This is a genomic window from Halobacterium sp. DL1, assembly GCA_000230955.3.
Classification (GTDB): Archaea; Halobacteriota; Halobacteria; order Halobacteriales; family Halobacteriaceae; genus Halobacterium.
The window spans coordinates 1,827,436-1,843,555 of record CP007060.1; the positions used below are offsets into that span (position 1 = coordinate 1,827,436).

Annotated in this window: 13 protein-coding genes; 7 read left to right on the forward strand and 6 right to left on the reverse strand. The window is 68.6% G+C overall.

Features of this window, described 5'->3' with window-relative positions; translation table 11 throughout:
• Positions 1–72: 72 nt before the first annotated feature.
• Positions 73–1,149 (reverse strand): aminoglycoside phosphotransferase, encoded by a 1,077-nt coding sequence (locus HALDL1_11230; protein AHG04107.1) that lies wholly within the window; start codon positions 1,147–1,149, stop codon positions 73–75.
• Positions 1,150–1,286: 137 nt separating this feature from the next.
• On the opposite strand from HALDL1_11230, the gene HALDL1_11235 reads away from it, so the two are divergent.
• On the forward strand, positions 1,287–2,516 hold the full coding sequence (locus tag HALDL1_11235) for an acyl-CoA dehydrogenase (GenBank protein AHG04108.1): 1,230 nt from the start codon (positions 1,287–1,289) through the stop codon (positions 2,514–2,516).
• Positions 2,517–2,519: 3 nt separating this feature from the next.
• On the opposite strand, the gene HALDL1_11240 is transcribed toward HALDL1_11235, so the two are convergent.
• From HALDL1_11240 to HALDL1_11250, 3 genes are read right to left on the reverse strand one after another with little or no spacing between them, the layout of a single operon-like run.
• On the reverse strand, positions 2,520–3,923 hold the full coding sequence (locus tag HALDL1_11240; protein AHG04109.1) for a dienelactone hydrolase: 1,404 nt from the start codon (positions 3,921–3,923) through the stop codon (positions 2,520–2,522).
• Entirely contained in the window at positions 3,913–4,917 is a 1,005-nt protein-coding gene (locus HALDL1_11245) for a pyruvate dehydrogenase (protein ID AHG04110.1), read from the reverse strand. Before HALDL1_11245 ends, HALDL1_11240 begins: the two co-directional genes overlap by 11 nt.
• Positions 4,914–6,050, reverse strand: a complete 1,137-nt coding sequence (locus tag HALDL1_11250; GenBank protein AHG04111.1) for a 2-oxoacid dehydrogenase — start codon at positions 6,048–6,050, stop codon at positions 4,914–4,916. Before HALDL1_11250 ends, HALDL1_11245 begins: the two co-directional genes overlap by 4 nt.
• 215 nt (positions 6,051–6,265) lie before the next feature.
• On the opposite strand from HALDL1_11250, the gene HALDL1_11255 reads away from it, so the two are divergent.
• Complete coding sequence (locus HALDL1_11255) at positions 6,266–7,237, forward strand: agmatinase (GenBank protein AHG04112.1); 972 nt, start codon at positions 6,266–6,268, stop codon at positions 7,235–7,237.
• A 174-nt stretch (positions 7,238–7,411) separates the two neighbouring features.
• Here the strand turns inward: HALDL1_11255 and HALDL1_11260 are convergent, their stop codons facing one another.
• Positions 7,412–8,206, reverse strand: coding sequence for a transcriptional regulator (locus tag HALDL1_11260; protein AHG04113.1), 795 nt, complete (start codon positions 8,204–8,206; stop codon positions 7,412–7,414).
• 126 nt (positions 8,207–8,332) lie between these two features.
• Between HALDL1_11260 and HALDL1_11265 the strand changes: the two genes are divergently transcribed.
• Both HALDL1_11265 and HALDL1_11270 read left to right on the forward strand, forming a co-directional pair.
• On the forward strand, positions 8,333–9,661 hold the full coding sequence (locus HALDL1_11265) for a 4-aminobutyrate aminotransferase (protein AHG04114.1): 1,329 nt from the start codon (positions 8,333–8,335) through the stop codon (positions 9,659–9,661).
• Positions 9,654–10,616, forward strand: a complete 963-nt coding sequence (locus tag HALDL1_11270) for a 2-hydroxyacid dehydrogenase (protein AHG04115.1) — start codon at positions 9,654–9,656, stop codon at positions 10,614–10,616. The genes HALDL1_11265 and HALDL1_11270 overlap by 8 nt, the downstream gene beginning before the upstream one ends.
• A 19-nt stretch (positions 10,617–10,635) precedes the next feature.
• Here HALDL1_11270 and HALDL1_11275 read toward each other — a convergent pair whose 3' ends face one another.
• The gene (locus HALDL1_11275) at positions 10,636–11,814 is read right to left on the reverse strand and encodes an X-Pro dipeptidase (protein ID AHG04116.1); all 1,179 of its coding nucleotides are present in this window, start codon (positions 11,812–11,814) and stop codon (positions 10,636–10,638) included.
• A 118-nt stretch (positions 11,815–11,932) separates the two neighbouring features.
• Here HALDL1_11275 and HALDL1_11280 point away from each other — a divergent pair, with 118 nt between their 5' ends.
• The 3 genes from HALDL1_11280 to HALDL1_11290 are packed head-to-tail and all read left to right on the forward strand — an operon-like array spanning position 11,933 to position 16,120.
• Positions 11,933–13,297: an aminotransferase class III gene (locus tag HALDL1_11280; protein ID AHG04117.1), complete on the forward strand. Its 1,365-nt coding sequence runs from the start codon at positions 11,933–11,935 to the stop codon at positions 13,295–13,297.
• A gap of 1 nt (position 13,298) precedes the next feature.
• Positions 13,299–14,573: an indole-3-acetyl-L-aspartic acid hydrolase gene (locus HALDL1_11285; GenBank protein AHG04118.1), complete on the forward strand. Its 1,275-nt coding sequence runs from the start codon at positions 13,299–13,301 to the stop codon at positions 14,571–14,573.
• 59 nt (positions 14,574–14,632) lie between these two features.
• Positions 14,633–16,120: a glutamyl-tRNA(Gln) amidotransferase gene (locus HALDL1_11290; GenBank protein ID AHG04119.1), complete on the forward strand. Its 1,488-nt coding sequence runs from the start codon at positions 14,633–14,635 to the stop codon at positions 16,118–16,120.

Below are 16,120 nucleotides of genomic sequence, written 5' to 3' on the forward strand. Positions count from 1 at the left end.
CGAGAACTCCGCATTTCACTGCTCGTCTAAATAATCGTTTCGTTTTCGTAATCATCGCGTCCCGACGGTCCGTTACAGCGTCTCTTCGCCGTCGATAATCCGCATGGCGCGCTCCGCGAGGTCCGGGACGCGGTGTTCCATCACCGGGTAGAGCGGGTCGTCGCTGTTCCCCTCGAGGTGCCGGCGGAAGAACATCTCGCCCAGTCCCGCGAGCTTGTACACCGCCAGCGTTCGGTAGAACCGGTCGTGCTCGAGATTCACGCCCGTCCGCTGCTCGTAGCGGTCGACGAGTTCGGCGCGGGTCGCGTAGCCGGGGCGCTCGGTGATCGTCGTTTGGAGTTCGGGGACCGAAGGCTCGGGGTCGCCGTCGTCCCGCCAGAACGCAAGCAACCACCCGAGGTCCGTCAGCGGGTCGCCGAGGGTCGCCAGCTCCCAGTCGAGGACACCGACGACCGCTGGCGGCGTGCCCGGGGCGTACATCACGTTGTCGAGCTTGTAGTCGCCGTGGACGAGCGCGGCGTCCGTCTGCTCTGGGACGTTCGCCGAGAGCCAGTCGCCGACCGTCTCCAGGCGGGGAATCTCGCGGACCTCCCCGGTGACCTCGAAGGCCCAGTCGAGCTGTTTCGTCCACCGCTCGACCTGGCGCTCCGTGAACCCGTCCGGGTGACCGAAGTCGCCGAGACCGACCGCCTCGTGGTCCACCTCGTGGATGGCCGCGAGCGTGTCCACGAGTTCCTCGCCGAGCGTCCGGCGGTGGTCCGCCGTGCCGAACCGTTCGGGTTCCGTCTCCCGGATGACGTCGCCCGCCATTCGCGTCGTGAGGTAGAAGTCGCTCCCGATGATGGAGTGGTCGTCGGAGGCCAGCACCGTCTCCGGGAGAGGGACGTCCGTCGACTGGAGCGCTGACAGCACCTCGTACTCCCGGAGGACGTCGTGTGCTTTCTCCGCCGTCTCTCCGGGCGGAGGTCGGCGCAGCACCAGGTCGCGGTCACCCCACGTCAGGAACAGCGTCTCGTTGGAGTGGCCGGCCTGGTGAACCTCGATGTCGAACGTCTCGGTCTCCCCGAGGTTCGCCCGCAGGTACGCCTCGAGCGCGTCCTCGTCGACGAGTCGGTCGAAGTACGTGTCGTCCGAATCACCAGTGGTCATAGTAGAGGGACGAGCACGGCGGCCAGACCGCCGCGCGTTCACTGTTCGTACGTGCGACGGGTTCCCACGAATAAGTTCCGGTCACCCCAGTCGGCGTCCGGAACAACACTTAGGCCGGTCCGCTCGGAACGGGACGTATGGAGTACGGTGACTCGGACCAGGCGAAGGAGGTAGCCGAACGGACCCGGAAGTTCGTGGACGAGGTCGTCGTCCCGGTCGAGCGGGAGCTGCTCGGGGGCGAGCCGGCCACGGAGACTCAGGTCGCGGCGCTCCGCGAGGAGGCCAGGGAGTGGGACGTCTACGCCCCACAGCTCTCGACCGAGTACGGCGGCATGGGACTGGACTTCCGGGACATGCTCCCCGTCTTCGAGCAGGCCGGCCGGAGTCTCGTCGCGATGGACGCGATGCGGGTCGCGGCGCCCGACGAGGGCAACATGCACCTCCTCGAACTCGTCGGAACCGACGAACAGAAAGACCGGTGGCTGGAACCGCTCGCGGCGGGCGACATCCGGTCGGGGTTCTGCATGACGGAGCCGCTGGACGGTGCGGGCTCCGACCCGAAGATGATCCGGACGACCGCCCGGAAGGACGGCGACGAGTGGGTCATCGACGGCCACAAGTGGTGGACGACGCAGGGCACCGAGGCCGACGTCCTCATCGTGTTCGCCCGGTCCGACCCAGACGCCCACCCCTACGAGGGCTGCTCGACGTTCCTCGTCCCGAAGGACACCGACGGCGTCGACGTCGTTCGTGACATCCCGCACGTCGGCGGCAGCGTCGCCGGCGTGAGCCACGCGGAGATAACATTCGACGGCGTCCGGGTCCCCGAGGAGAACCTGCTCGGCGACCTGCACGAGGGCTTCCAGAACGTCCAGTTGCGTCTCGGCCCCGCTCGGCTCACCCACTGCATGCGGTACACGGGGATGGGCCAGCGGTCCCTGGACATCGCGAAAGCGTACGCGTCCGAACGGCAGGCCTTCGACGGGCCGCTCTCGGAGAAACAGGACCTCCGCTACCGGGTCGCCGACGCGGAGACGCGCCTCCACGCCGTCCGCACGATGGTCCGGCACGCCGCCGAACGCATCGCCGAGGGCGAACAGGCCCGCGTCCCGGTGTCGATGTGCAAGGTGTTCGCCGCGAACACCGTCCAGGACGCCATCGACCTGTCGCTGCAGGTCTGTGGCGGCAACGGCATCGGGAAGGACCTCCCCATCGCGGACTTCTACGAGAACGTCCGGCAGTTCCGCATCATCGACGGCGCCGACGAGGTCCACAAGCGCGTCATCGCCAGGGACGCCTTCGACGATGTCGATTCGTGGGAGCTAGAGGGCGTCACGCGGTACGGCGACCCGGTGACACGGCGGTAGCCGCTACAGTCGCGAGACGAGGACGTCGGCGTCCTCGATGGCCTCGATGACGTACTCGGCGAACTGTGCGGCGGTGACGCCGTCGACGAGGCGGTGGTCAAAGGAGAGGGTCAGCGGCAACACCTTCCTGACCTCCATCTCGGTGTCGTCGACGGCGACGGGCTTGTTCTGGATGCGACTCATCCCCAGGATGGCCACCTCGGGGTGGCGGATGATTGGCGTGCCGAACGTCCCGTGTTCGCTGTGACTACCCGTGTTCGTGACGGTGAACGTCCCCCCACGGAGGTCGCTGGCGTCCACCGAGCGCTCGCGGGTCCGTTCGGCCAGGTCGCCGAGTTCGGTGCTCAGTTCCGCTACCGACTTCCGGTCGACGTCGTGGACGACGGGCACCATGAGGCCGTCGTCGGTGTGGGTCGCGACGCCGAGGTTGTAGTAGCGCTTCTCGACGATCTCCCCGGCCTCGTCGTCGATAGTGGCGTTCAGCGTCGGGAACTCCTGGAGCGCGGGGACGACGGCCTTCATCACGAGCGCGGTGTAGGAGACAGGTGCGTCCAGTTTCTCGTCGAGGCGCTCCTTCAGCGCGACGAGTTCGGTGGCGTCCGCCTCGAAGCCGGAGGTGACGTGGGGAATCGTCTGCTTGGACTCCACCATGTTCTCCGCGATGGTCTCCCGGAGACCGCTCAGCGGCCGCCGGACGACCTCACCGTGCGCGTCGGCGTCCTCGCCCTCGGCCTCGCTCGCTGCTGCTCCGCTCGACGGGGGCGCGGGCTGGCCGGCCTCACTGCCCGTCTCCGTGGTCGCGGCCTGCTGGCTGTGCGCGTCCACGTCCGCCCGGAGGACGCGGCCGCCCGGGCCGGACCCATCGACGGCGGCGAGGTCGACGCCTTCTTCGCGGGCGTACCGCCGCGTGCTCGGCGCCGCGAACACGCGCTCGTCGCTGGTCTGCGTGGCTGTCGACTCGCCCGACGACGACGCACCGGTGTCCGCCGCATCCGCCGTTTCGCTTGCCTCTGCGGCGTCGTCGACCGGCGAGACGGCCGACTCGACGTTCTCGGCGTCCTCGGTCGATTCTTCGGACTCTCCGCCCGCGTCGGCAGTCGCGTCCGCCTCCGAGTCCGCCCCCTTCCCGACGGCGACCTGGTCGCTCGGCGGGTTCTCCGTCTCGAAGACGGCGATGACGTCGCCGACGGCGACGACGTCACCGGGTTCGGCGCGGAGTTCCAGCACCGTCCCCGCGACCGGGACGGGTATCTCCACGATGGCCTTGTCCGTCTCCACCTCGCAGAGCACGTCCGCCTCGTCGACGGCGTCGCCCTCCGCGACCAGCCACGTCTCTATCTCCGCTTCTGTCAGCCCCTCGCCGGGGTCGGGCATCCGGAACTCGAACTGTTGGTGTTCAGAACTCATAGCTCATCACCGCCTCGATGGCGTACTCTGCACGCTGTGCGTCCGGCAGGTACTCGTCCTCGATCTGGTTGCTCGGGAAGTGGACGTCGTAGCCGGTGGCGCGCTGGACCGGTGCGTGCAGCCGGTCGAACGCGTACTCGTTGATGACCGCGGTCAGTTCGGCGCCGAGGCCGAGCGTCCGCCGGGCCTCGTGGAACACCACGCAGCGCCCGGTCTTCTTCACGGAGTCGAGCACCGTCTCGACGTCGAGCGGACTCAGCGTCCGCAGGTCGACGATTTCCACGTCGGCGTCGACGCGGTCGGCGGCCACCTCGGCCTGGCGCACCATCGCGCCCCACGTGATGACCGTGAGGTCCTCGCCCTCGCGGGCGATGCGCGCCTCGTCCAGCGGCAGCGTGTACTCCTCGTCGGGGACGGGTTCGCGGTGGGTCCGGTAGAGCTTCTTGTGCTCCATGAACACCACGGGGTCGTCGTGGCGAACGCTCGCGGTGAGCAGCCCCTTCGCCTCCCGTGGCCCGCTCGGATAGACCACGCGGACCCCGGGCGTGTGGACGAGGTAGCTCTCCGTCGACTCGGAGTGGTACTCGCTGGACTTCACGCCGCCGCCACAGACCATCCGCACCGTCAGCGGGACGTCGATGGCGCCGCCGGAGCGCTCGTGCATCTTCGCCAGCGTGTACATGAACTGCCCGAACGCGGGGTAGAAGAACCCCATGAACTGTATCTCGGGAATCACGCGCTCGCCGCGCATCGCCATGCCGACGGCGGTCCCGAGAAGACCGTTCTCGGACAGCGGCGTGTCGATGACCCGGGCGTCGCCGAACTCGTCGATGAGGTCCTTGGTCGTCCGGTAGACGCCGCCGATGGGGCCGATGTCGTAGCCCAGCAGGCGGACGGAGTCGTCGTTGTGCATCTCCGCGGCGAGCGTCTCGTTGATGGTCTCCACGAGGTTGCGCTCGCTCGTCTCGCCGTCGACGTCCGCTGCGTCGCTCACTGGAACCCCTCCCCCGTCCAGTCGGTGAACGGGTTCTCGCCCTCGAGTTCGCGCTCGAGTTCGGCGCGCTGGTGGGACTGCTTCCAGGACTCTCCACGCAGGTGGTTGTCGAACATCCGCTGGGGGTCGGATTCGGGCACCTCGCGGGCAGCCTCGATGGCCGACGCGACCTCCTCGTCGGCCTCCGACTCGACGTCCTCGACGTCCGCCTCGGTGAGGACGCCCTCGTCGAGGAGGAAGGTCTCGAAGCGGTCGATGGGGTCGCGCTCTAACCAGTAGTCGCGCTGTTCCTCGTCCCGGTAGACGCTCGGTTCGTCCGCGGTGTTGTGTTCGACGATGCGGTAGGTGACGCACTCGATGAACGTCGGGCCGCCGCCGTTGCGGGCGCGCTCGACTGCGTTCCTGGCCGCCTCGTACACCGCGAAGATGTCGTTGCCGTCGACGCGCTCGTGGGGGACGCCGTACGCGTCGCCCTTCTGGGCGAACGTCTCGGAGGCCGTCTGGCGGTGTGCGGGCACCGAGATGGCCCACTGGTTGTTCTGGCAGATGAACACCGCTGGCACCTCGAAGACGCCCGCGAAATTGAGCGCGTCGTGGAAGTCGCCCTGGCTGGTCGACCCGTCGCCGACGAACGTTAGCGATACCGTGTCGCGGTCGTTGAGTTTGTCGGCGAGCGCGGAGCCGACGGTGTTCGGGAGGTTCGCGCCGAGGGGCACGTAGCCCGGCGAGAAGTTCACCGGCGGTTCCCTGGCGTCGTCCATCGGGAGGTGCTCGTCGATGGTCTCGGGTTCCGCGCCCATCAGGTTGGCTAGCTGCCGGTCGAGCGGGACGCCCCAGTAGACGAGCCCGGAGCGCTGTCGGTACAGCGGGAAACACCAGTCGCCGGGGGAGAGCGCTGCCGCCGCGCCGAGCGGCGTCGCCTCCTCGCCCCGACACCGGGAGATGATGCTCAGTTCACCGCTCCGCTGGAGGCGGAGCGCCCTGTCCTCGAAGGCGCGCGTGAGCTTCATCGCCCAGTAGAGCTCCTTGAGCGCGTCGTCGTCGAGGTCTGGCGGGTCGCCGACGAGCGTCCCGTCGGGTGCCAGTACCCGGTGGAAATCTTCGGACGGCTGTTCTTCGGACCAGAGTGCCATGTCAAACCAACACAGTTCACCTGTCGCCTTAAAAATATGCAAGCCGGGGAAATTCGAACGGTACACACGCTGTCTGCCCGGCGGTCAGAGACCACTCGACTCCAGCAGGGCGCCACGACCTCTGGAAACGTGCGTCGTCCTGCTGGCGACCGAACGTGTCGTCCGCTCGCCACGCCGCCACAGCTATTTAGCCTCGTTCCGAGAACAGGACCCCCATGGAAGACGTCGAAGACCTGCCCGAGCTATCGTTCGCGGGCGTACAGACGTTCCTGAAGGCCGAACAGGCGACGGTCGAGGACATCGACGACGGGGCCGACGTCGGCGTGCTCGGCGTGCCGTTCGACGGCGCCGTCTCCCGGCAACCTGGCGCCCGCTTCGGACCGGCAGCGATCCGGGAAGCCAGCGCCTGGTACGCGTATCTCGGCGGCTACAAGGGCGGTGTGTTGAACGTCGAGACCGGCCAGACCGTCGACTACGGGGATATCGAGATTCGGGACTGCGGGGACGTGCCGACGGTGCCGACGAGCATCGAACGGACTCGCCCCCAGATCGAGGCGGCCGTGGAACTGGTAGCCGAGCAGACGTTCCCGCTCGTGCTCGGCGGCGACCACTACGTGACGTACCCATCCTTCCTCGGGTACGCGCGGAGCGTCGACGGCCCCGTCGGCGTCGTCCAGATCGACGCGCACAGCGACACCGTCGCGTCGAGCACGCTGTACGGCGAGCACTTCCACGGGTCACCGATGGCGCGCATCGACGAGACCGACTACGGCTCCTACGAGACCCACTCGATGGTTGGAATCCGGGGGTACGAGGGGCCGGAGTTCGCCGACCTCGTGGACGACCGCGACATCGACGTCCGGACCGCCCCGGAGGTCCACGAACGCGGCATCGAGGAGTGCGTCAGGGACGCCGTCGAGCACGCGACCGACGGCACGGACAGCGTCTACCTCACCGTCGACATCGACGGTGTGGACCCCGCCTACGCCCCCGGCACCGGGACGCCGGAGCCGGGCGGGCTGACGAGCGCGGACCTCCTCGAGGCGATGGACGTTCTGGGGGAGTACGACGAGATCGGCGCGATGGACCTGATGGAGGTCGCGCCGAAACTCGACCCGACGGAGTCCACGCAGCGACTCGCTGCGAACGCTATCGTCAGATTCCTCGAGGCGAGGTTCCTCGGCTGACCACCCGCCGCTGACCGCTTACCCTAGTTGTGTTCGAGAGAATGTGAGAATTGTTGTCGTCAAACGCATTGATAGCCCCACGGGCGATATCAGGTAGTTCGTTACGTACATACGTCTGTAATAGAAGGCAGGATAGCTGGTGAAATCGCCACCAGTATTTGACCAGAGCAAATCCTACATGGAGATGTCCCCAGTCTGCAGGTTCACCTCGATGATGTTGACGTACTCCTTGACGACGCGGGGGAGATCCTCCGTGAACCGCTCGTCCTGGAGTCGGCTCGTCGGCGCCGAGAGGCTGAGAGCCCCCAGTACGTCGCCGCTGGGACCGAGAATCGGGCTGCCGACCGCGCGGATGCCGAGCAGGTCCTCCTCGTCGTTCGCGGCGTACCCGCGTTCACGGACCGTCTCCAGTTCGGCTTTGAACTCCCCGAGGTCGGTGATGCTGTAGGGGGTGTGCTGGGGGAGGCCGTGCTGGTCGATGACTGCGTCGACGTCGTCCTCGTCGAACTCCGAGAGGATGGACTTCCCGGCGGCGGAGTAGTGGAGGTGTCGGTCCGTCTCCTCCCGGTTCTTCATGAAGAACTCTCTGCCGACGGCGCGGTCCCCGAAGGACTCGTAGAGGATCGACTCGAGGCCGTTCTCCTCGGTGATGAGGTGGACACACTCCCCTGACTCCACGGCGAGTTCGTCCACCTCGCCCTTCGCCGCGCGGTAGAGCGGGACGCTGTTCCGGACGTACTCCCCGAACGTGAGGAACGCGGGACCGAGCGCGTAGCTGTCCCCCCGGTGTTCCACGAAGCCGTGGTCGCGCAGCGTCGCGAGGTGGGTGTGGAGCGCGCCCTTCGAGAGGTCGATCTCCCCGGCCAACTCCGCGAGCGTCGCCCCGCCCATACTCCGGAGCGCTTCGAGAATCTGGAGCGCCTTGTCTACGGAGGCGATGGTCCGCTTCCCCCCGTCGTCTGTTGCCATGCTGCCCTATTCGTGCCGGCGCCCAAATAGGTTTTGACCATCACAAATTCCGTTCCTTCCCCAGGGCATAATCACTTACTGACTACCGAGAACAAGACTTAAGACCTATTTAGACAAATTCCGTGTATGAACAGGGAGACGGCCGAGCCCACAGCCGACCAGCGCTCCGGCGACGCGTCGGAAGCCTGGGTCGCAGCACACCAGGACGTCGCGGCCCCCAGCGAGTACTCACACGAGTTCGTCTGGGACGTCACCGGCGACGCCGAGGGGCCGTTCGTGACTGACCTCGACGGCAACGTCCTGATGGACTTCACGTGCCACATCGGCGCCGCGCCGCTCGGGTACAACAACCCCAAGGTTCTGGACAAACTCAGCGAGTTCGACCTCGTCGACCCGCTGAAGATCGCGGGCCAGGACTTCTACTTCGGCAGCGGCACCGTCGACGACCCGGAGTTCCCCGGGTCGACCCAGCTGATGCAGGAGCTCACCGAGCGGTCCAGCCAGTACGGCATGGACACGGTGTTCCTCTCGAACTCCGGCGCGGAGGCCATCGAGAACGCGATGAAGGTGGCCTACGACTACTGCGACGCCCCCAAGTACGGCATCACGTTCACGGGGGCGTTCCACGGTCGGACCTTTGGCGCGCTGTCGCTGACGAGAGCCAAGAGCGTCTACACGCGAAAGTTCCCGGAGCTGTCGGGCATCCGGGAGGTGCCGTTCTGCGCCTGCGAGGGCGACTGCACGTGCGGGTTCTGGGCGGGCGGCCAGTCGCGACTGGAGACCCTCCTCGGGCCGGGCGGCCACGTCGACCCGAACGAGGTCGCGTTCCTCGTGATCGAACCGATCCAGGGCGTCGGCGGCTACCGGTTCCCGAGCGACGAGTTCGCGCGCGAGGTCGGCCGCGTCTCCGAGACGTACGACATCCCGCTCATCGTGGACGAGATTCAGACCGGCGTCGGTCGCTCCGGGTCGATGTGGGCCTCGGACCACTACCCGTTCGAACCAGACATCATCGCGGCCGGGAAGGCGCTGCGCGTCGGCGCGACCGTCGGCCGCTCGGAGCTGTTCCCCGACGAGAAGAACCGCCTCGGCTCCACGTGGGGCGGCGGCGACGTCATCGCCTCGATGCAGGGCGCGTTCACGCTCGAAGCCATCGACGAACACGACCTGCTGGCGAACGCGGAGACCCGCGGCGCAGCGCTCGTCGACTCGCTCGACACCCACCACGACTGCGTCGAGGACAGCCGTAACCTCGGGCTGCTCGCGGCGGTCGACTACGATACGAAGGAACGGCGCGACGCCGTCGTGGCGGCGGCACTGGACCGCGGTCTGCTCACGCTGGGCTGTGGTACCCGGACGCTGCGCCTGCTCCCGCCACTGGACGTCACCGAGCGCGAGGTCGACCTCGGGACCTCGCTGCTGAACGACGCCGTCGCGGAGGTCGCCGATGACTGACGCACCCGACGTCGTCGTCCTCCGCGAGGGGACGGAGGGCCTGGACATGGCCGACTACGCGGACGCCATCCGCGAGCGCCTGCCGGACGCCGACGTCCGCCACGCCCGCACCCCTCACGAGGAGCGCGAACTCGTCCAGCACGCGCCGGTCGTCACCGGCGTGGGCATCGACGAGGACCTGCTCGACGCCGCCGAGGAACTGGAACTGTTCGCGTGTGCGTTCGCCGGCACCGGCCACCTCCCGACTGACGAACTCGAGGCCCGCGGGGTCACCGTCACGAACGCCGGCGGCATCCACGCGCCCGGCATCGCCGAGCAGGCTATCGGGAACATCCTGACGTTCTCCCGCCGCCTCCACGAGGGGTGGCGGCGCAAGCAGAACCGCGAGTGGCGGCACTTCCAGTCGTTCGAACTGACCGACTCGACGGTCACCATCGTCGGCCTGGGGTCCATCGGCCAGGCAGTCGCCCAGCGCCTCGAGGGGTTCGAGGTCGACACCATCGGAGTCCGGTACACGCCGGAGAAGGGCGGCCCGACGGACGAGGTCATCGGCTTCGGCGAGCGCGAGTTCCACGACGCGCTCGCCCGGACGGACTACCTCGTCGTCGCGTGCCCGCTCACGGACCTCACCCGGGGACTGGTCGGCGACGCCGAACTCGCCACGCTGCCGCCGCACGCCGTCGTCGTCAACACCGCGCGCGGCCCGATTCTGGACACGGACGCCGTCGTCGGAGCGCTCCAGACGGAGAGCCTGCGCGGCGTCGCGCTGGACGTCACCGACCCCGAGCCGCTCCCCGAGGACCACGTGCTCTGGACGCTGGAGAACGCACTCATCACGCCCCACACGGGTGGCCACACCCCCAAGCACTGGGACCGACTCGCGGACATCCTCGCGCACAACTACGACGCCCGCGACTCTGGCGAAGAACTACAGAACGTCGTCATCGCCGGCTGAATACGGAAAGTCGGCTCGCCTACACGACGAAGAGGTCGCGGTCGAAGTCCGCCAGCGTCTCCGCGCCGTTCTTCGTGACCCGGAACGTCTCGCTGATCTCGACGCCGAAGTCGTCGAACCAGATGCCCGGAATCATGTGGAAGGCCATGTCCTCCTCGAGCACCGTCTCGTCGCCGGGCCGGAGGCTGGCGGTGTGTTCGCCCCAGTCCGGCGGGTAGCCGATGCCCGTCGAGTAGCCGAGGCGGGAGTCCTTCTCGATGCCGTGTTTCGCGATACTCTCGCTCCAGACAGCCTCGACCTCCTCGGCGGTGACGCCGGGTTCGACGGCGTCGAGAGCGTCCTGGAGTCCGCCCCTGACGACCTCGGCGGTTTCGGCCATCTCGGGGTCTGGTTCGCCGACGCTGAGCGTGCGCGCCATCGGGCAGTGGTAGCGGTGCTTGCAGCCCGCGAGTTCGACGATGACGGGGTCACCGTTCTCGAACTCGCGGTCGGACCACGAGAGGTGCGGGGTGCCGGTGTAGTCCCCCGAGGGCATCAGCGGGACGATGGCCGGGTAGTCGCCGCCGAACTCCTCGGTGCCGCCGATGAGGCCCTCGTAGATGGCGGCCGCGGCGTCGGACTCGCGGACGCCCTCGCCGATGGTGTCGACGGCAGCCTGCATCCCCGTCTCGGCCAGCTGTGCGGCCTGCTCCATGTACGCTATCTCCGCGTCGGTCTTCTTCAGCCGGACCCAGTTCACCAGCAGCGTGGCGTCCTCCGTGTCGGCCTCGGGCAGCTGGTCGGTGAGGCGCGCGTGGGACTTCGCGGTGTAGTAGTAGGCGTCCATCTCCACGCCGAGCGTTCGGTCGTCGTAGCCGAACTCCTCGACCACCGTCGCGACGTAGTCCATGGGGTGTTTGTCGTGTGGGGACTGGACGTAGTCGTCCGTGTAGGAGAGGACGTGGTCGTCGTCCATCCACGTCGTCACCTCCGCGGACTTGGCGTCCATCTCGCGGCCGACCCACACGGGGTCGTGGTCGAGCGTGAGCAGCACGCCCTGGTGGACGTAGAACGACCAGGACTCGTAGCCCGTGAGGTAGTTCATGTTCGCGGGGTCGGTGACGAGCAGGGCGTCGAGGCCGGCCTCGCGCATCCGTTCGCGCGTCCGGTCGACCCGCCGTTCGTACTCACTACTCCGGAAGGGGACGAGTTCACTCATTCACTCGGACCCTCGTGGAGTGTTCGCATAAACCTTGCGCGAGACGGTCAGTTTCTGACTACGGAAACACTGGTTCCTGTGAACAATCTATTTGTGGGCGTGCCACCTGGGTGGTCGTATGGCCGGACCACCGATTCACGAACTCCACTACGCAGAGGCACCCTCGGTCGACTCAGTGCCCGGGCCGAACTCCGACCGCCTCCTGAAGAAACAGGCCGAAGTCGACAGCAGCGCCGTCGCCTACCCAAACAACATCCCGCTCGCCTTCGAGGAGGGGAAGGGCGCGACGCTCAAGGACGTCGACGGAAACGTCTTCCTGGACTTCTTCGCGGGCATCGGCGTCTACAACGTCGGGCACGCCAACCCCTACGTCAACGAGGGCGTCCACGAGCAGATCGACAAGCTCACGCACACCGTCGACTTCCCGACCCAGCCCCGACTCGACCTCATCGAGAAGCTCGACGAGATTGCGCCCGGCAGCCTCTCGGGCAACAGCCGCGTCGTCTTCGGCGGCCCGACTGGGAGCGACGCCATCGAGGCCTGCATCAAGCTCGCGAAGTACAACACGGGCGGCAACGGCCTCCTCGCGTTCCGGAACTCCTACCACGGCGCCACCTCGGGCGCGATGAGCATCACGTCGAACAAGAAGTTCAAGAAACCGTACGCGCCGCTGCTGTCGGACGTCGTCCACGCGCCGTTCCCCTACCCGTTCCAGGAGGGTCGTGACCCCGAGGAGTCCGTCGAGCACGCACTCGCGGAGGTGCGTTCCATCGTCGAAGAGCCGTACGGCGGCATGGCTGACCCCGCAGGCATCTTCGCCGAACCCATCCAGGGCGAGGGCGGCGTCATCGTCCCGCCGGAGGGGTTCTTGCAGGGGCTCCGCGACATCGCCGACGAGAACGACCTCCCGCTCGTCTTCGACGAGATCCAGGTCGGTCTGGGCCGCACCGGCGAGTGGTGGGCCTCGGACCACTACGACGTGACGCCGGACGCCATGGCGATGGCGAAGGCCCTCGGTGGGAACGGCCAGCCGCTGTCCGGGACGCTCTACAGCGAGGAACTCGACACGTGGGGGCCCGGCGACCACGCCGGCACCTACCGGGGGCACGTCCCCGCGATGGTCGGCGGTTTGCGCGCCATCGAGTACATCGAGTCCCACGACCTGCTCGACCACGCCACCCAGGTAGGCGAGCAGATCCGGAGCCGGCTCCGGGACGCCGCGCAGAACGACCCGGGGCTCGGCCAGGTGCGCGGGAAGGGGCTGTTTGTCGGCGCGGAGTTCGTCGACGACGAGGGGAACCCGGACGACGACCGTGTGGACGCCATCCAGCAGTACTGCTACGAGCACGGCGTCCTCGTCTGGACGGCCGGCCAGTACAGCAACGTCCTCCGCTTGCTCCCGCCGCTGGTGCTCACCGAGGAGCAGGCCGAGGTCGGCACGGAGATCATCGCGGACGCCATCGAAGCGACGGCCGCCAACTAGTATGCCCGACACCGAGCGATTGCGAACGCTGCGGCGGGAACTCCACCGGTTCCCCGAACCGGCGTGGCGGGAGTTCCGCACGACCTGTCGGCTGGTCGCGGAACTGGAGTCGGTCGGCGTCGACGAACTGCACGTGGGGCGCGCGGCGATGGACCCCGACGAGCGGATGGCCGTCCCCGAGGACGACGAACTCGGCGAGTGGTACGAGCGCGCCGCCGCGGCGGGCGTCGACGACTCCGTGCTCTCCCAATTAGACGGTGGCTACACCGGCGTCGTCGCGCGGATAGCCTCCGGGGACGGCCCCCACGTCGGCCTGCGGGTCGACATCGACGGGCTGCTCGTCGAGGAGTCCGAGGACGACGCCCACGCGCCCGAGCGGGAGGGGTTCCGCTCGGAGTACGTCGAGTCGATGCACGCCTGCGGCCACGACGGCCACATGACCATCGGGGTCGGCGTCATCGAGGCCATCAAGGACAGCGACTTCGAGGGCGCCCTGACCGTCTTCTTCCAGCCGGCGGAGGAGGCCTCCGGGGGCGGGAAGCCGATGGCCGAGAGCGAGCACGTCGACGGCATCGACTACCTTTTCGCGGTCCACCTCGGCCTCGGCCACCCGACCGGCGAGGTGGTCGGCGGCATCGAGAAACCGCTCGCGATGTGCCACGTCGAGGCGACGTTCCACGGCGAATCAGCACACGCCGGCGTCGCCCCCAACGAGGGGCGGAACGCGATACAGGCGCTGACGACGGCCGTCCAGAACACGTACGGCATCCCGCGCCACGCCGACGGCATGACGCGCGTGAACGTCGGGAAGATCGGCGGCGGCACCGCGAGCAACATCATCGCGGAGCGGGCCCACGTGCTCGCGGAGGCCCGCGGCGAGACGACCGAACTGATGGCGTACGCCCGCGACGAGATGCGCCGCGTCTTCGAGTCCGCAGCGGAGATGCACGACTGCACGGTCGACTTCGACGTCGTCAGCGAGTCGCCGCGCGCGGACAGCGACCCCCAACTCGCGGCACTCGTCGCCGACGTGGCCGACCACGACGACCGGGTCGACAGCGTGCTCCAGCACGCCGACTTCGGCGCGAGCGAGGACGCGACCTTCCTGATGGAGGCCGTCCAGGAGCAGGGCGGTGCCGCCACGTACGCCATCGTCGGCACGGACCACCCGACCGCCCACCACACGCCCACCTTCGACGTCGACGAGCGCTCGCTACCGGTGGCGGTCGACGTGCTCGCGGCGTCCATCGAGCGGGTCGCCGCCGACGGCGTGTAGACGGCCCCGCCGGGGCCACGCGAGCGAACGTTTATCCCCTCTCCTGCGGTCGTTCCGGTATGCGAAACGCGGACCACGTCCGTACCGTTGGCGAACTTCTCGGGTGCTCCCTCGACAGCAGCGACGTGGACGACTGGCGCGACGTCCCGGACGAGTACGACGCACTCGGAATGGCGGACGGCGAGTCCGCGCCGACGCCCACCGACGTGACGGTCGACCCGGACCTCTCCGCGGACGAGTTCAACGCCTTCGTCTCCACGTTCGCGCTCGTCGGCGACGGCGGGCCGCTCGGGGACCTGGACCTCGCGGTGAAGGACAACGTCGCCGTCGCGGGCGTCCCGCTCACGGCGGGGGTCCGCGCGTTCGAGGACGCGACGCCCGAACGGCACGCGCCCGTCGTCTCGCGACTGCTGGACGCCGGTGCGACGCTCGTGGGGAAGACGAACATGGACGAACTCGCCTACGGGCCGACCGGTGAGACGGGCGGGTTCGGGCCGACGCGGAACCCTCGCCACTCCGCGCACGTCGCCGGCGGGTCCTCGGCGGGCAGTGGTGCCGCCGTCGCCGCCGGCCTGGTGGACGCCGCGCTCGGCACCGACACCGGCGGTAGCGTCCGGATTCCCGCGTCGTTCTGTGGCGTCGTCGGCTACAAGCCGTCGGCCGGGGCCGTGCCGCGCGCCGGCGTCGTTCCGCTCGCGCCCTCCCTCGACCAGGTCGGCGTGCTCGCGGACTCGGTGCGGGACGCCGCCCGCGTCGCCGACGTGCTAGCCGGCCCACACCGCAGTGACCGGGCGACGCTGGGCAGGTCCGTCGGTCGCCTCGCTGCAGGCGCCGGCGACTCGCCCGCAGTCGCGGACTGCTCGTTCGGGCTCCCCGACGAGTTCCTTGGGCCCCACGTCGACCCGGCGGTGCGTGGCCACGTCGAGCGCGCAGTCAACACGCTCGAAGCGGCCGGCGCGTCCGTCGAACACTGCTCCATGCCGCGGTTCGACGAGACGGCCCCCGCGTGGGACGCCCTCGCCAACGTCGAGTTCGCCGCCGCACTGTTCGCCGGGCTCACGCCCCTCGACGGCGTCGGCGTCGACGCCGCGTGGCACTCGGACGTCGCGAGCGTTCTCGGGTCCGACCCCCGCCACCGGTTCTGCGACCGGGTGGTGGAGAACGCTCTCGACGGCGCGGCGCTGCTCTCGGAGAGCGGTGGCGAAGTCTACGACCGGGCGCTCGCGGAGTGCGAGCGCTTCGCGGTCGGCTACCGGGACGCCCTCGAGGGGCACGACGCGCTGCTCGCGCCCACGATGCCAATCACGGCACCGGCCGTCGGGGAGTGGCCACTGTCGGGGTCCGAGCGGGCGGCAGACGGCGTCGAGGACCGGCCGCCGCTGTCGGTGAACGTCCGCCAGGCGAACCTCCTGGGGGCGCCCGCGCTCTCGCTCCCGTGCGGCCGCGAGAGCGGCCTCCCGGTGGGCCTCCAGTTGCTCGGCGCGCCCGGCGAGGACGCCGCGCTAGTCGCGGCTGCGAGCGCCGTCGAGGCCGCACTGTCGGCGTGA